At 57.9% G+C, this 14,369-nt stretch carries 16 protein-coding genes; 6 read left to right on the top strand and 10 right to left on the bottom strand.

Annotated elements, in window-relative coordinates; all coding sequences use genetic code 11:
- Window positions 1-80: 80 nt before the first annotated feature.
- Both AC2FIT_RS11550 and AC2FIT_RS11545 read right to left on the bottom strand, forming a co-directional pair.
- Complete coding sequence (locus AC2FIT_RS11550) at window positions 81-824, bottom strand: EcsC family protein (protein ID WP_496829563.1); 744 nt, start codon at window positions 822-824, stop codon at window positions 81-83.
- Window positions 825-877: 53 nt separating this feature from the next.
- Complete coding sequence (locus AC2FIT_RS11545; RefSeq protein ID WP_496829561.1) at window positions 878-1,372, bottom strand: GNAT family N-acetyltransferase; 495 nt, start codon at window positions 1,370-1,372, stop codon at window positions 878-880.
- Window positions 1,373-1,445: 73 nt separating this feature from the next.
- Here AC2FIT_RS11545 and AC2FIT_RS11540 point away from each other — a divergent pair, with 73 nt between their 5' ends.
- Window positions 1,446-2,051: a flavin reductase family protein gene (locus tag AC2FIT_RS11540; RefSeq protein WP_496829560.1), complete on the top strand. Its 606-nt coding sequence runs from the start codon at window positions 1,446-1,448 to the stop codon at window positions 2,049-2,051.
- Complete coding sequence (locus tag AC2FIT_RS11535) at window positions 2,051-2,692, top strand: CatB-related O-acetyltransferase (protein WP_496829558.1); 642 nt, start codon at window positions 2,051-2,053, stop codon at window positions 2,690-2,692. Before AC2FIT_RS11540 ends, AC2FIT_RS11535 begins: the two co-directional genes overlap by 1 nt.
- A 29-nt stretch (window positions 2,693-2,721) precedes the next feature.
- Here AC2FIT_RS11535 and AC2FIT_RS11530 read toward each other — a convergent pair whose 3' ends face one another.
- Window positions 2,722-4,356 (bottom strand): SulP family inorganic anion transporter, encoded by a 1,635-nt coding sequence (locus tag AC2FIT_RS11530; RefSeq protein ID WP_496829556.1) that lies wholly within the window; start codon window positions 4,354-4,356, stop codon window positions 2,722-2,724.
- Window positions 4,357-4,561: 205 nt separating this feature from the next.
- Here AC2FIT_RS11530 and AC2FIT_RS11525 point away from each other — a divergent pair, with 205 nt between their 5' ends.
- Both AC2FIT_RS11525 and AC2FIT_RS11520 read left to right on the top strand, forming a co-directional pair.
- A complete protein-coding gene (locus AC2FIT_RS11525) occupies window positions 4,562-5,434 on the top strand; it encodes an S-methyl-5'-thioadenosine phosphorylase (RefSeq protein ID WP_496829554.1) in 873 nt (290 codons plus the stop codon).
- 267 nt (window positions 5,435-5,701) lie between these two features.
- The gene (locus AC2FIT_RS11520; protein ID WP_496829552.1) at window positions 5,702-6,331 is read left to right on the top strand and encodes a LysE family translocator; all 630 of its coding nucleotides are present in this window, start codon (window positions 5,702-5,704) and stop codon (window positions 6,329-6,331) included.
- A gap of 4 nt (window positions 6,332-6,335) precedes the next feature.
- On the opposite strand, the gene AC2FIT_RS11515 is transcribed toward AC2FIT_RS11520, so the two are convergent.
- Window positions 6,336-6,509: a hypothetical protein gene (locus AC2FIT_RS11515; protein ID WP_169794856.1), complete on the bottom strand. Its 174-nt coding sequence runs from the start codon at window positions 6,507-6,509 to the stop codon at window positions 6,336-6,338.
- 322 nt (window positions 6,510-6,831) lie between these two features.
- On the opposite strand from AC2FIT_RS11515, the gene AC2FIT_RS11510 reads away from it, so the two are divergent.
- On the top strand, window positions 6,832-7,371 hold the full coding sequence (locus AC2FIT_RS11510) for an adenine phosphoribosyltransferase (RefSeq protein WP_224889553.1): 540 nt from the start codon (window positions 6,832-6,834) through the stop codon (window positions 7,369-7,371).
- Between the two features lie 170 nt (window positions 7,372-7,541).
- Entirely contained in the window at window positions 7,542-8,021 is a 480-nt protein-coding gene (locus AC2FIT_RS11505; RefSeq protein ID WP_496829549.1) for a fasciclin domain-containing protein, read from the top strand.
- A gap of 36 nt (window positions 8,022-8,057) precedes the next feature.
- Here AC2FIT_RS11505 and AC2FIT_RS11500 read toward each other — a convergent pair whose 3' ends face one another.
- The 6 genes from AC2FIT_RS11500 to AC2FIT_RS11475 form a co-directional block, all read right to left on the bottom strand.
- Window positions 8,058-9,473 carry an FAD-binding oxidoreductase gene (locus tag AC2FIT_RS11500; protein WP_496829547.1) on the bottom strand — a complete coding sequence of 472 codons (1,416 nt, stop codon included), beginning with the start codon at window positions 9,471-9,473 and terminating at the stop codon, window positions 8,058-8,060.
- A 38-nt stretch (window positions 9,474-9,511) separates the two neighbouring features.
- Window positions 9,512-10,330 (bottom strand): MBL fold metallo-hydrolase, encoded by an 819-nt coding sequence (locus tag AC2FIT_RS11495; protein ID WP_496829545.1) that lies wholly within the window; start codon window positions 10,328-10,330, stop codon window positions 9,512-9,514.
- A gap of 106 nt (window positions 10,331-10,436) precedes the next feature.
- Window positions 10,437-11,021 (bottom strand): GNAT family N-acetyltransferase, encoded by a 585-nt coding sequence (locus tag AC2FIT_RS11490; RefSeq protein WP_224889724.1) that lies wholly within the window; start codon window positions 11,019-11,021, stop codon window positions 10,437-10,439.
- Window positions 11,021-12,283, bottom strand: coding sequence for a M16 family metallopeptidase (locus tag AC2FIT_RS11485; protein ID WP_496829543.1), 1,263 nt, complete (start codon window positions 12,281-12,283; stop codon window positions 11,021-11,023). Before AC2FIT_RS11485 ends, AC2FIT_RS11490 begins: the two co-directional genes overlap by 1 nt.
- The gene (thrC, locus tag AC2FIT_RS11480; RefSeq protein ID WP_496829541.1) at window positions 12,280-13,668 is read right to left on the bottom strand and encodes a threonine synthase; all 1,389 of its coding nucleotides are present in this window, start codon (window positions 13,666-13,668) and stop codon (window positions 12,280-12,282) included. Before thrC ends, AC2FIT_RS11485 begins: the two co-directional genes overlap by 4 nt.
- Window positions 13,665-14,342: an SURF1 family protein gene (locus tag AC2FIT_RS11475; protein WP_496829539.1), complete on the bottom strand. Its 678-nt coding sequence runs from the start codon at window positions 14,340-14,342 to the stop codon at window positions 13,665-13,667. Before AC2FIT_RS11475 ends, thrC begins: the two co-directional genes overlap by 4 nt.
- Window positions 14,343-14,369 lie beyond the last annotated feature (27 nt).

The raw sequence follows: 14,369 nt of genomic DNA, 5'->3' as shown, positions 1-14,369 counted from the left end.
CGAATTATTCGCTTATTTAGCGAGGTTACGGAACCAACATACCATATAAGCACGCCCTGTTCCAACTGTTTGTCAGGGGCTTACATGCGCGCCGATAGTCTGCGCACTAATTCCTCATGCGGGATATCGGCATCTATCGCCAATCGGCGCAGCCCAAAATGGACGCGAGCGATCTGCTGGTAATAGCGTGTGTAGACATAGTTAGCTCCACCACCCGCAATCGCCCCCAACACGGGAACGGATTGCGCCGCGAGTTTCTGCCCCAGTACCACAGACAGCCGCGGCGCAACCGCTGAAATCAATCTTTGCACGGCAGGTCCGGTCACGGTCAGACGAACCGAAAAGAACCCCAGATCTGCGCCATCATCGTCAGACAGCGGCCCTGCAGCGGACAAAACACCAACGCAATCGAATTTCACGCCCTCTTCTGAGGGATCGAACCCCTCGCGCGCGGCTGCGCCTTGTATCGCGCGCAACAGCATCGCTGTGGTCGCTGGCAACTCCATCAGAGCGGTAGAAAGACCGCCCAGTCCGCCAGCAGCCCCCATCGCCGTGGTTAGCGCGGTGTTGACCCAGGGGTGTTGATCCGGCACCGCCCGGCGCGAGGTTTCAGCTGCGTGCATCGCCAGCCACAGTGCGTGTTCTGTGGCACCGGTCAGGCCTTGCCTGATTGGCTCCGGCAATTGATCCAAAAGGGACTCGGCCGAACCGCCTAGGCTATTCAGCAGCTTGACGCCCGACCCTCCGGCAGACCGGTAGTACCCGGCCAAACGTTCAAGTTCAGCCTCGGCATCCAGTTCTTCGACGAGCGCGACGTCCTGCATAGCGATCCTCCTGCCCGTAAGACATCGGGATTCACGGTTCGGGTTTCAATAGTTCAGCGGCTCCAGCAGGTCACGGGACCATGCACACCCTCCCAAACGCCGGGGGTCAATTCCAACCCCAGAACGCGATCCGGATTTGTGGGCGGTGGCATCTCAACCCCGCTGAGGCGTGAGAACCCGAACCGCTTGTAATAAGGCGCGTCACCAACCAGTAGAACGCGGGTCCAACCCAGCGCGCGCCCAGCACGTAGGCCTTCTTGGATCAGGTATCCACCCAGCCCTTCGCCCTGATGTGTGGGGTGTACGGCAACCGGCCCCAACAGCAGCGCATCGTGACCCCCGACATGAACCGGCCAGAACCGGATCGCGCCGGCCAGAATGCCCTGCCCATCCCGCGCCACCAGGGACAAGCCGTCGACGGGTGGCACATCATCGCGCAGGCGGTACGACGACAGTGCTTCGCGCCCGGGCGCGAAGCACAGGTCATAGAGCGCCTCGACCTCCCACCAATCGTCCGGCTCTTCCGGACGTATCCCCAACTGCTGCACCCCGACCTCTTTTTACTTGCTGGCCTTCGCCCTAACACTTCGGTAGGCCTTGGGCAAACGCTTGGAGATGTGAATGTTCTACCGCCCCGAAGACGGCCACGGCCTGCCGCACAACCCGTTCAACGCCATCGTCACCCCGCGTCCGATCGGCTGGATATCGACGCGCAGCCCGGATGGGGTCAACAATCTGGCCCCGTACTCGTTTTTCAACGCGGTCGCCTACACACCGCCGCAGGTGATGTTCGCGTCGACCGGGGCCAAGCAGGATCAGGATGGCGGAAAAGACAGCGTCGCCAACATCGAAGCAACCGGCGTATTCTGCGTAAATGTGGTTGCCCATGCGCACCGCGATGCGATGAATGCAACCTCGGCGGTGCTGCCAAAACATAGCGATGAATTCGAACACGCGGGCCTCACGCCGATCGAATGCGAAACGATTCCCTGTGCCCGCGTCCAAGGTGCCCCGGCGGCGCTTGAATGCAAACTGACCAAGATCGTCACCCTTCCCGGTGAAGCCAACCGAGTCGTGTTTGGCGAAGTCACGGGCGTGCATTTGCACGACGATCACCTGCGCGACGGAAAGTTCGACGTCACAACTTTTAACCCGCTGGCGCGACTGGGATACCGGGATTACTCGGTTGTCACGGACGTGTTCAGCCTTGCGCGCCCAGACGACTGATGCCTCTGCCAGACCCTTCGCGCAGATATCCAATCACGCTTCCCGATGGGTCTGACCATGAGGGTATGGTGTTTTTGTCACAGGCCATCGACCATCCGCGGTTTCAGGCCGGTGCGTTCACCTATGCCTCGGACTTTGATGCACCCCATGACTGGGCCTCGCGGTTGGCACCATATTTGTTCCCGTTTTCGCGGGAAAAACTTGTGCTGGGCAAGTTCTGCCAAATCGCGCACGGGGTACGCTTTATCACGGCATCGGCCAATCACGCGATGGACGGGCTGACAAGTTTTCCGTTTCCGGTGTTTGACCCTGAGAACATGGCCGGATTTCAGCCAGATACGCGCGACACGATTGTCGGAAACGACGTTTGGATCGGATACGGTGCATTGATCCTGCCGGGCGCAAGGATCGGGAATGGCGCAATAATCGGTGCAGGCGCCGTTGTTCGGGGCAACATTCCGCCATACGCTATTGTGACAGGCAATCCCGCAGAGGTTCGCCGCCTTCGCTTTGATGCCGACACCATACAGAGACTGGAGGCCCTTCACTGGTGGGATTGGCCCGCAGACGTGATTGCACAAGCAGAGAGCGCACTGCTGTCCGCCCATATCGACGAGTTAGAAAGGCTTGCCCCCAACTAAAAAAGCGGCCGAATTGGCCGCTTTTTAGGTTAGTGCCCGCCCAGGATTCCGGTGCGCACAGAATAGTCTACGGCCAATTCGTAGTCCGGGTCATCGTCACTATCGACCATCAGATGCCCTGCCTTATTCAGCAGTTTATGGCAATCCCGGCTGAGGTGGCGCAACATGACGCGCTTGCCGGCTTCTTCGTATTTGGTAGCAACATTTTCAATAGCTTGCAAAGCAGACTGGTCTACAACCCGGCTTTCTGCAAAGTCCACGATTACCGTTTCAGGATCATTGGGCACGTCGAACAGCTCAACAAACCCATCGGATGAGCCAAAGAACAAAGGCCCCTGAATTTCATAGACTTTTGCTCCCTTCTCGGTCTGGGAACTGCGCGTAATCGCGTGAATGCGCTTGGCATTGTTCCACGCATAAGCAAGCGCCGACACGATCACGCCCACGACCACAGCAACTGCAAGGTCTTCCATTACCGTCACCACGGTGACCAGTACAATGACGAAAGCATCCATCAAGGGCACCTTGCGCATGATTTTGAATGAGTTCCAGGCAAAGGTGCCGATCACAACCATGAACATTACCCCAACCAGAGCGGCCAGCGGTATCTGCTCGATCAGGGGTGAGGCGAACAGGATGAAGATCAGCAGGAACAGCGCCGCTGCGATCCCGGCGATACGGGTGCGGCCACCGGATTTCACGTTGATCATCGACTGGCCGATCATCGCGCACCCGCCCATGCCGCCGAAGAAACCGGTGGCAACGTTGGCAACACCCTGAGCAATACATTCCTGCGAAGCTCCGCCGCGCTTTCCGGTGATTTCACCCACAAGGTTCAAGGTCAGCAGGGATTCGATCAGGCCAATCGCGGCCAGGATGACGGCATAAGGAAGAATGATCTCGAAAGTTTCCCAGTTCAGCGGCACCATCGGAATGTGGAACGGCGGCAACCCACCCTCGATCGAGGCCAGATCGCCCACACGCGGCACATCCAGACCAAAGCCGATCACCAGCGCAGCCACAACAAGAATGCCGGCCAAAGGCGCGGGAATGATGCGGGTGAAGCGCGGCATGATCCAGATCACAGCCATGGTTAGCGCCACCAGCCCCAGCATGGTGTAAAGCTGTATTCCGGACAGCCATTCACCGCCCCCGACGCCATGCCCGGTGTTTTCCATTGTTCCGGGGACTTTGAACTGGCCCATCTGCGCCAGAAAGATCACAATGGCCAACCCATTGACAAAGCCCAGCATCACCGGATGCGGTACCAGTCGGATAAAGCGCCCCCAGTGCATCGCACCTGCGATCAACTGAAGAATACCCATAAGCACAACGGTAGCGAATAGGTATTCGACCCCGTGCTCTGCCACCAGCGCCACCATCACCACGGCCAAAGCTCCGGTCGCACCCGAAATCATGCCGGGGCGCCCACCGATCAGCGCGGTGATCAACCCGACCATGAAGGCCGCATAAAGACCGACAAGCGGGTGCACCCCGGCAACAAAGGCGAAGGCCACCGCTTCGGGCACCAGAGCCAGCGCAACGGTTAGGCCAGACAACAGCTCAATCCGCAGCCGCGACACGGTCAGCCCTTCGTCCGGCACCCAACGAAAGTCGGGTTTGGCAATACGGTTGGCAAAACTGGCCAGCATGGCTCGGGGCATAGATCGGTCCTGTCGGTCTGTTGGGTGCGCGCGAAAGGGGTCTTTTAACGGCCAAGACAGGCCTGCGATACCGCGTTTCGCGGGACCCTGCTATGCGTCAAATGCATACCGGGCAGACAATCAACACAAACCGTTGAACCCACTTGCCAAATCCCCTGCCGCCCCGCAGACAGGTCCAACAAGATTTTTCAAGCGGAGCATAACCATGACGCAGACCAAGATCGCAATCATCGGTGGATCAGGCATTTATGACATCGACGGGTTAGAGAATGCGGACTGGGTCACAGTGGAAACGCCTTGGGGTGATCCTTCGGATCAGATCCTGACTGGTACGCTGGACGGTGTGGAAATGGTGTTCCTGCCGCGCCATGGCCGTGGCCACGTGCATTCGCCGACCGAAATCCCCTATCGCGCCAATATCGACGCATTGAAACGCTTGGGGGCAACGGATGTGATTTCCGTGTCCGCCTGTGGATCGTTCAGCGAACAGATGGCGCCGGGTGATTTCGTGATCGTGGATCAGTTCATTGACCGGACATTTGCGCGCGAGAAAAGCTTTTTCAGCACCGGTTGCGTTGCGCATGTCAGCGTTGCACATCCGACCTGCCCGCGCCTGTCCGATGCGTGTGAAACAGCGGGCAAGGCTGCGGGGATCACAATCCATCGCGGTGGCACGTACCTGGCGATGGAAGGGCCGCAATTCTCGTCGCTGGCGGAATCCAAAATGTACCGGGAACAATGGGGGTGCGACGTTATCGGTATGACCAATATGCCCGAAGCCAAACTGGCCCGCGAGGCCGAGCTTTGTTTTGCCTCAATCGCAATGGTCACAGACTATGACAGTTGGCACCCGGACCATGGCGAGGTTGACGTGACCTCGATCATTGCGACCCTGACCGGCAACGCCGAAAAAGGCCGGGCGCTGGTCAAAGGTCTGCCCAAGCTTTTGGGGCAAGACCGCGCGCCCTGCCCCCATGGTTGCGACCGGGCACTTGAATACGCGATCCTCACAGCACCCGAAAAACGCGACCCTGCGTTGCTGGCCAAGCTTGACGCCGTCGCAGGGCGGGTTCTTTAAACCGATTATTGGCCAAGAAATCCCTGCACGACTCCATGTGTGCAACTGAACCGTGCTAACTGACTTTTCCGCTGCACCACGTAGTAATGCGGCGGAACTGTCTGATCGAGTGGGATGTGAAACAACGCCCGGAGACGCGCAATATCTGGGCAAGAGCCAAAGCCGCGCTCTGGAGTCCCCGCATCTGAACAGCCCAGTCCGTAAGAATTTCTTGACCTGCGCGCACAGCCGGGGCTTGGTAATCGCCTGAGCTATACAGGAAATCATATGTCTCTTGACCTCTGGCTGGCCTTTATGGCCGCATCCACCGCCCTGTTGTTGATACCGGGACCGACCGTTCTGCTGGTGCTCAGCTATGCCTTGTCCAAGGGGCGCAGCGTTGCGGTGGCGTCGGCCACGGGGGTCGCGCTGGGGGATCTTGTGGCTATGACCGCCTCGTTGCTGGGGTTGGGGGCGCTGGTTCTGGCATCGGCCACCCTGTTTTCGGTGCTCAAATGGGTGGGCGCGGCCTATTTGGTATGGCTTGGCATCAAACTGCTGCGCAGCGCACCCTCAAGCGGTTTACAGACACTAGAGACAGGGCAGGATGTGACTGCACAAAGTGTATTTGGACACGCTGCAGCCGTGACTGCGCTGAACCCCAAATCCATCGCGTTCTTCATCGCATTCGTGCCGCAATTTCTGCGCCCGGCGGAACCTCTGGGTCCGCAATTCACCATCCTGATCGCGTCTTTCGTTGCTCTGGCATGGTTGAATGCACTGGCTTACGCTTTGCTCGCCGACAGGCTTCGCAAAATGATTGGGCGCACCGGTGTCATTTCGGCTCTCACCCGGTTCGGAGGGCTGACTTTGATTGGAATGGGTATAGCCACCGCAGTTTTGCGACGCCCTGCGTAAAGGCTTATTCCTCGGCGTTTTCCTTCATGAAGCTGCGGATAAACCGCCGGATTTCCCGCGCGGCCGAAGTGTCCAGCTCTTTGCACAGTTCAACAAACGCGTCGCGCTCATCCTTGTCCAGACGCAAGACCAACTGACTGTTTTTCTTGGTAGACCCCTTGCCGTCTTTCTTTCCCACGTGCCTTTTCCCCGCCAAACACTTGAATCAAATGCCAATGCAATGTATATACACAGCATAGAAATTGTAGATATCGAGCAACTAACAACAAAAATAGGATTATGGCAATGAACCTTCATGCTGCTCAGGCATTTCTTTTGCGAGATCAACGCAATTGGCGTAAACCGCATCTCTCGTGGCTCCCTGCCGCGTTGTATCGCTATCACGGATTGCCAAAGGCTTCTCCGCAACGCCGCAAGTGAAGCGGCACGAAACTCTGCTTGCATGACCGACCCCGATAGGCCAAACACGCCCGCGTGTTTTGACGTCAAAGGGGTTGGCCATGTCCAGAAGCAAGTCGGTCAAGGATTACATCCGTACCATCGTTGATTTCCCGCACGAAGGGATCATGTTCCGGGATGTCACAACTCTGTTCGCCGACCCGCGCGGATTTCGCATGGCGATTGACCAAATGCTGCACCCCTACGCTGGTGAGCAGATCGACAAAGTTGTCGGCCTTGAAGCTCGTGGTTTCATTCTCGGCGGGGCCATTGCGCATCAGTTGAGCGTCGGCTTTGTTCCCATCCGCAAAAAAGGTAAGTTACCCGGAACCACTATCAGCCAAGACTACAAGCTCGAATATGGCGAGGCCATCGTTGAAATCCATGATGACGCCATTCAGCCAGGCGAGAAGATCCTTGTGGTCGACGATCTGTTGGCGACTGGGGGCACCGCAGCAGCCGGCATCAAGCTGATCGAAAGACTGGGTGGTGAGATCGTATCTTGCGCGTTCATCATAGACCTGCCAGAGCTGGGGGGGCGCAAAGTACTCGAAGAAATGGGTATGGACGTGCACATCCTGTGTGAATTCGAAGGTCTTTGACGGCCGAATATTCACAAAAACGTGAATGGAAATTCCATGCGGCGCAGGCTTAGCGCGGCCTTAACTTTCGTCAATATACAAATATCCAAATATTCAGTGATCTTGTTGCGATATCGGGACGTAAAAGGTTCGATGCCACTTTTGGCATTCCAAAAAGGGAACCTGTTATCATGTTTCGCAAACTCGCAATTGCCGGCGTGGCCGGCGCACTGATCGCAACTACCGCATTCGCAGGTGGCAAGAAAGATATCGTTGATACCGCAGTTGACGCGGGCAGCTTTGAAACGCTCGTCGCTGCCGTTCAAGCTGCTGAGCTGGTCGATACTCTGAAGAGCGAAGGCCCGTTCACCGTCTTCGCGCCCACCGATGAAGCATTTGCAGCTCTGCCTGAAGGTACGGTTGAGTCGCTGTTGATGCCCGAGAACAAAGACCAGCTGATCGCTGTTCTGACCTACCACGTCGTGCCGGGCAAAGTCATGTCCACCGACCTGTCCGATGACATGACCGCCGCCACCGTCCAGGGTGGCAACGTCACGATTGATCTGGATAACGGTGTGATGGTCAACGATGCGTCGGTCGTACAGGCCGATATCGAGACATCGAACGGCGTGATCCACGTGATCGACAAAGTGATCTTGCCAGAGTCGTAAAATCTTTGGCGTGGCTCGTGCTTTGCCGGGCCGCGCTTAAGACCTCAAAACCGCGCCCGGATTCATTATCCCCAACGGATCCAGCGCGGTTTTGATGGCGCGCATTGCGGACATTCTTGCCGGATCGCCGTATCTCTCAAGGTCGTCAGCTTTCAAACGGCCGACGCCATGCTCTGCACTGACTGATCCCCCGAACGCATTGACCAGATCATGCACGCTGCGCTTGACCACTTGTCTTTGGCTATCGAACTCTGACCGTTCATGGCCCTTGGGCGGGAAAACATTGTAGTGCAGATTACCATCGCCCACATGACCAAAACAATTGACCCGGAACGGGCCCAACGCGGCCACCATCTCATTCGCACGTTCGATGAACTTAGGTATCAACGAAATCGGCACTGAGATATCATGACTGGAGACGGATCCGATCAATCGGTTTGCCTCGGGGATGCGTTCACGAACGGCCCACAGATCAGCGCGTTGAGCCTCACTCTGCGCAATGACCGCATCGCCAGCAAGCTCTACTTTCTCTGCCGCAACATAGAGTTTTTCCAACGCGTCCATGGGCGCCTGCCCCGCAAACAACCCCAGTTCGATCAATACGCACCATTGGGGCTGCGTGGCGAAAGGTTGGCGTACATCCGGCAGCGCCTCGGTCAGGAATTGCAAACCCTGCCTGTGGATCAATTCAAACGTGCTGACGGCATCGCCAAGCTGTTCATGCGCCAACGCAAGCAGCGCGATTGCCGCTTCGGGAGAGCGGACCTGTATCATCGCTGTCCCCTCATTTTCAGGCTGTGGAAACAGCTTGAGAGAGGCCGCCGTGATGATCCCCAGCGTGCCTTCTGCCCCGATCAAAAGGTTGCGCAAATCATAGCCGGTGTTGTCCTTGCGCAAACGGCTTAGCCCGTGCCAAATCTCGCCGCTCGGCAGAACTGCCTCTAGACCCAAACAAAGATCGCGTGCATTGCCATAGCGCAGCACATTCACCCCGCCCGCATTGGTCGCAAGGTTCCCGCCAATCCGGCATGAGCCTTGCGCAGCCAGCGCCAGAGGGAACAATCGGTTGACCTGTTCTGCTGCGGCCTGCACATCGGCCAGAATAGCACCGGCTTCGACGATCAGTATGTTCTCAGACGGGTAGACTGCGCGGATCGCTGTCATACGCTCCAGCGATATCACCATAGGTACAGGGCCATCTGACATGACCTGCCCGCCAACAAGGCCAGTTCCACCACCATAAGGCACCACCGCAACCTGCTCACGTGAAGCCAACCGGACCAGCGCAGCCACCTCGTCGACCGTTCGCGGCAAAGCCAAAACAGCCGCTTGGCCGGAAAAACGGCGGCGCGGTTCTTCCAGATAACGTTCTGTCACAGGACGTAGGATGTCGTCGCCCAGCTCGGCTCGGATCAGCCTGGCAAAGCTCTCATCAGCAGGATTCAGTGTCATGACCTTTCCTTGCCCAAGTCGGATCGCCCCGGCAAGCCCTATTCCAGGTCAATCAGATAGCGCGGCTCTAGAACAACTACTGTAGGCCGGTCTGGAAGCGTGCGCAGAGAGACGATGATCTCTGAGCCTCCGCTGCGTTCGACGGGGAAGTCATTTCGGATATCGACCAGAAACCGGTCGAGCGAAAACTGCGAGAACCAATGCATCGGAATGATGACAGAGCTTTTCAACCGCTTGAGCACCGAAATCATGTCTGGCAGGGGCATGGTTGTCCCCCCATCCACCGCCGCCATCACAACGTCCAAGCGGCCAAGGGCTGCGAACTGCTCATCGGTCGGAACATGATGCAGATGCCCCAAATGACCAATGCACATTCCCTCAATCTCGAACACAAAGATCGAATTGCCGCGCTCTTCCACCCCGCCATAGGGCGACCGGATATCGGTTGAGACATTGCGCACAAGCATTTCACCCAAATCAAGGTGATGCTCGATCCCTTGACCGAATTCGCCCCAGCCCGGCAACACATGTGGAATGGTCGGATCGGGATTGGGAGTCCAGTGGGTGCTGTGGGCATGGTTCATCGTGACCACATCCGGGATCATGTCAGCGCTGCCAATAAAGCCGGTGAAATCGGTGACCGCGTTCAACCCACCCTGCGTCTGGATCAAAAACGAGGCATGGGCAATGTAGCTGATCCGGACTGAGAAATCCGGGATTGGATCGGTCCACGTGGCCTTGTGGATATACTCGATGCCGGGCGCGGCATCGGCGATAGCGATACAATGGCTTGGCCGCCGCTCCTGCGCTGCGGCACCGCCCGAAATCACCAAAAGTACCGCTATAAACCAACGCATGACCGGAGTGTAGCGCAGAACATCACTAAGTCATGTCTATTGTTCAGACGAAAGCGCACCTTTTACCAAAGAGGGTCAGCATCGCGGAAAGATCCGCTATTCCGGCTTACCCTGCGTCCGTCTTACCGCGCCGGTCTGACCGCAGGCACGCATATAGAACATGTGTCCGCCACCGGCCATTGATCTGTAAATATGACTGCGCAACGCCTTCGTATTTAAAGCTCGACCGTTCCAGCAAGCCCCGAGATGGTTTGTTTTCGGGCAGGCAAGCGGCCTCGATCCGGCTCAGGTCCAGACGGGTGAACGCGTGATGCACCACCGCACCGATGGCCTCGCGCATATAGCCATTGCGGGCGTAGGCCTCGCCGGTCCAATAGCCCAGTGTTCCGGCCTGCGCCGGACCACGGCGGATATTGTCCAGGGTGATGGCCCCTACCAGCACGTCGTCCTCGCGGCGGAACAAAAACAAAGGTATCGCAGTGCCGCTGGCCACCGACCTTTGCGCCCAGTAAACACGGTTGGTAAAGGACTTACGGCTAAGGTGGTCCTTGGCCCAGACCGGCTCCCACGGGGTCAGAAACTCTTTCGAGGCGCGTCGAAGCGCCGCCCACTCATTGAAATCGGAATGGACCGGCGGACGCAAGCTCAGGCGTGCGGTTTCGATTTTCAGCTTGCGTCTGCCCAGAAGCATCACGCCGCGCGCCTCTCCTGCAGTTTTTCCAGGGTCGGCGCGCCCGAGACCGGACCGTACAGGGCCAACGCTGCCGGAGCCTGAACGGCCATTGCCTGCGCAAAGTTGCGCACGTCTTCGGTGCTGACGGCGTCGATCTTGGCAACGGTGTCCTCAAGTGTCGGCACCCGCCCCCAGATCTGTACCAGCCGCGCCAGACGTTCGGCCCGGTTGGATGGGCTTTCAAGCCCCATCAACATCCCTGCCTTCATCTGCGCGCGGGCGCGTGCAACCTCTTCGGCGCTCATGTCATCGGCTGCGCGCTTCATTTCATCTATGGTGATGGTGGCCAGTTCTTCGACCTGCTCGGCTGACGTGCCCGCATAGATGGTCGTCGTGCCAGTATCGGCATAAGCACCGGTTTGCGCAAAGATCGTATAGCACAGCCCGCGCGTTTCCCGCACCTCTTGGAAAAGACGCGAGGACATCCCACCACCCAGGGCCGTGGAATAGATCTGCGCGGTGTAAATCGCGTCATCGCGATAGCCCGGGCTTTCGAAGGCAAGTGCAAAATGGGCCTGTTCCAGCTCTTTCTCTTGCCGGGCTTCACCGCCGGTAAACCGGGCTGCTTCGGGGATCAGGCTCTTGCGCGGTTGCAGATGGCCAAACATCTCTTCGGCCAGTTTCATGAGGTCATCGTGATCCACGGCACCAGCCGCCGACAGGATCATCTGCTCGGGCCCATAATGTTCAGCCACGAAAGCTGAAAGGTCCTCACGGGAAAAGGCGCTGACCCGTTCAGATGGACCAAGGATCGTGCGGCCCAACGGCTGATCGCGATAGCTCTGCTCTTGCAGCCAGTCAAAGATTACATCGTCTGGCGTATCATAGGCCTGACCGATCTCCTGCAGGATCACGCCGCGCTCAACCTCGATCTCTCGCGGGTCAAAGATCGGGTTCAGAACGATGTCCCCAATGACATCCATGGCCAGCGCAACATCGTCCTTCAATACCCGCGCGTAATAGGCAGTAACCTCACGCGACGTGTAGGCGTTGATATACCCGCCTACATCCTCGATCGCCTCGGCAATTTGCAGCGAGGTCCGGCGCGCTGTGCCCTTGAAGGCCATGTGTTCTAGGAAATGCGCGATGCCGTTCTGTTCGATCCGCTCATGCCGCCCACCGGCGGTCACCCATATGCCGATGGCCGCTGATTGCAGCCCCGGCATGTGTTCACTGACGATACGAAACCCGTTTTTTAGTTGGTCTTGTCTGACAGTCACTCGGCGATATGCCCTTTGATATGATCCTCAATGGTGCCCAGATCATTGGCGATGCGGGTCACCCGTTCCGGACGTTCATACAGATCAGACATGCGAGAGGGAAGAGGCGGATGCACACCGCTCGCCTTCTCGACCGCGGCGGGGAACTTGGCGGGATGCGCTGTGGCCAGCGTGATCATCGGGGTATCGGCGGCACGCTGGTCTTCGGCCACCTTGATCCCAACTGCCGTATGCGGGCACACAAGCTCGGCGCTATGGGCCAGCGTATGCTTGATCGTCTCCAGCGTTTCATCCTCGGACACGCGGCCCGAGTCGAAATTCTCGCACAGGGATTCCATCGCGCCCTGGCTTACAGTGAAACCGCCAGTTTTCAGTTCATCCATCAACTGCGCCACGGCGCGGCCATCCTCGCCATAGGCATAGTACAGCGCGCGCTCAAAGTTCGAACTGACTTGAATATCCATCGACGGGCTTATTGACGGGATGGTGTTGCCCTTGAAATACCCCTGCCCCGACAAGCAGCGATGCAGAATGTCGTTCTGATTGGTGGCCACGACAAGACGGTCAATTGGGAGTCCCATTCGCTTGGCGATGTAGCCTGCAAAGATGTCACCGAAGTTTCCGGTCGGCACGGTAAAGCTGACCTTGCGGTGCGGCGCACCAAGGGCTACGGCGGACGAGAAGTAATAGACCACCTGCGCCAGCACACGAGCAAAGTTGATCGAATTCACACCCGCCAGTTTCACACCATCCCGGAAGTCGAAATCGTTGAACATGTCCTTCACGGCGGCTTGGCAATCGTCGAAGTCACCATCCACGGCCAAAGCGCGCACGTTGCTGTCCGTTGGCGTCGTCATCTGACGGCGCTGCACTTCAGAGACACGGCCATGTGGGAACAGGATGAACACATTCACCGCGTCTAGTCCCCGGAATGCCTCAATCGCTGCCGACCCGGTATCACCGCTGGTTGCGCCCACGATCGTGACGCGCTCGCCGCGCCGCTTCAGGGCCACCTGAAACAGTTGGCCGATCAGTTGCATCGCAAAGTCTTTGAAGGCCAGCGTGGGGCCGTGGAACAGTTCGAGCAAGAAGTGGTTTTCGTTCAACTGCTTCAAGGGCGCGCGGGCATCGTGACCAAAGCCTTCATAGGCGCGCGCAATGATCGCCTTGAACTCATCTTCGCCGAAAGACCCGCTGACATAGGGCCACATGACGCGAAAAGCGACCTCTTCATACGGCAGACCGGCCAAAGCGGCGATGTCACCCTTGCTCATCACCGGGATCTCGGCGGGCAGATACAGGCCACCGTCGCGGGCAAGCCCGGTCAGCATCGCCTCTTCAAATGTCAGTTCAGGCGCTTGGCCACGGGTCGAGATGTATTTCATTGCGCTTCACTCTTTGAAGGGGCGCGGCTGCGCCAAAGGAAGTAAACGGTCATCGCGGCCCAGACCAGAGCCAGACCAAACCAGGTCACTGCATATTGCAGGTGGTCATTCGGTATACCTGCGGTATCAACAGGCAGCGGGGTAATACCTGGATCGGTCCGGGACCGCGCGATCAGCAGCACCGGCTCTGCGCTCAACGCGTTAGCCAGTGCTGGAACATCGCGGGCGAACCAGATATTGTCGTCAAGATCGGCCTCAGGTGTGTAGCCGTCAATCTCGTCGGGCCAGTGCAGGTTACCAACCAAATCCATCTCACCGAGTTCACGTTTTGCAGCTTTCGCAGTTGTCGGAATGAACCCGCGATCGACCAGAATGGTGCGATTCTCCGTCAGGAAAGGTGCGATAATGCGATATCCGGGCCCGACCTGCTTGACCGAGACCAGCACATGCACCTCGCCCGGTAGCATCTGCCCCGAAACAGCGACGGGCAGATAGCGGTCGTTTTCGGCATCCGGGGCAACGGGTAAAGACACCGGATCACCTGCGATGCGCGCGTCGATATCGGTCAGCAGCCCCTCTTTCCACGCCAACCGCTGCACTTGCCACGCACCCAACGACAGCAAAATTGCCAGACCGGCAATTCCAAAGATTAATAGGAAAAGGATACGACGCATGATAGGGCTCGGGCTTGGTTGCAGGTG

It is taken from the genome of Ruegeria sp. YTSA135 (genome assembly GCF_059610165.1).
This window is presented reverse-complemented; position numbering and strand designations above follow the sequence as displayed.

Excerpts from the sequence above, each read along its gene's own strand:
- AC2FIT_RS11550 (WP_496829563.1), bottom strand. The coding sequence starts at position 824 with ATGCAGGACGTCGCGCTCGTCGAAGAACTGGATGCCGAGGCTGAACTT.
- AC2FIT_RS11540 (WP_496829560.1), top strand. The coding sequence starts at position 1,446 with ATGTTCTACCGCCCCGAAGACGGCCACGGCCTGCCGCACAACCCGTTC.
- AC2FIT_RS11535 (WP_496829558.1), top strand. The coding sequence starts at position 2,051 with ATGCCTCTGCCAGACCCTTCGCGCAGATATCCAATCACGCTTCCCGAT.
- AC2FIT_RS11530 (WP_496829556.1), bottom strand. The coding sequence starts at position 4,356 with ATGCCCCGAGCCATGCTGGCCAGTTTTGCCAACCGTATTGCCAAACCC.
- AC2FIT_RS11525 (WP_496829554.1), top strand. The coding sequence starts at position 4,562 with ATGACGCAGACCAAGATCGCAATCATCGGTGGATCAGGCATTTATGAC.
- AC2FIT_RS11520 (WP_496829552.1), top strand. The coding sequence starts at position 5,702 with ATGTCTCTTGACCTCTGGCTGGCCTTTATGGCCGCATCCACCGCCCTG.
- AC2FIT_RS11510 (WP_224889553.1), top strand. The coding sequence starts at position 6,832 with ATGTCCAGAAGCAAGTCGGTCAAGGATTACATCCGTACCATCGTTGAT.
- AC2FIT_RS11505 (WP_496829549.1), top strand. The coding sequence starts at position 7,542 with ATGTTTCGCAAACTCGCAATTGCCGGCGTGGCCGGCGCACTGATCGCA.
- AC2FIT_RS11500 (WP_496829547.1), bottom strand. The coding sequence starts at position 9,473 with ATGACACTGAATCCTGCTGATGAGAGCTTTGCCAGGCTGATCCGAGCC.
- AC2FIT_RS11495 (WP_496829545.1), bottom strand. The coding sequence starts at position 10,330 with ATGCGTTGGTTTATAGCGGTACTTTTGGTGATTTCGGGCGGTGCCGCA.
- AC2FIT_RS11490 (WP_224889724.1), bottom strand. The coding sequence starts at position 11,021 with ATGCTTCTGGGCAGACGCAAGCTGAAAATCGAAACCGCACGCCTGAGC.
- thrC (WP_496829541.1), bottom strand. The coding sequence starts at position 13,668 with ATGAAATACATCTCGACCCGTGGCCAAGCGCCTGAACTGACATTTGAA.
- AC2FIT_RS11475 (WP_496829539.1), bottom strand. The coding sequence starts at position 14,342 with ATGCGTCGTATCCTTTTCCTATTAATCTTTGGAATTGCCGGTCTGGCA.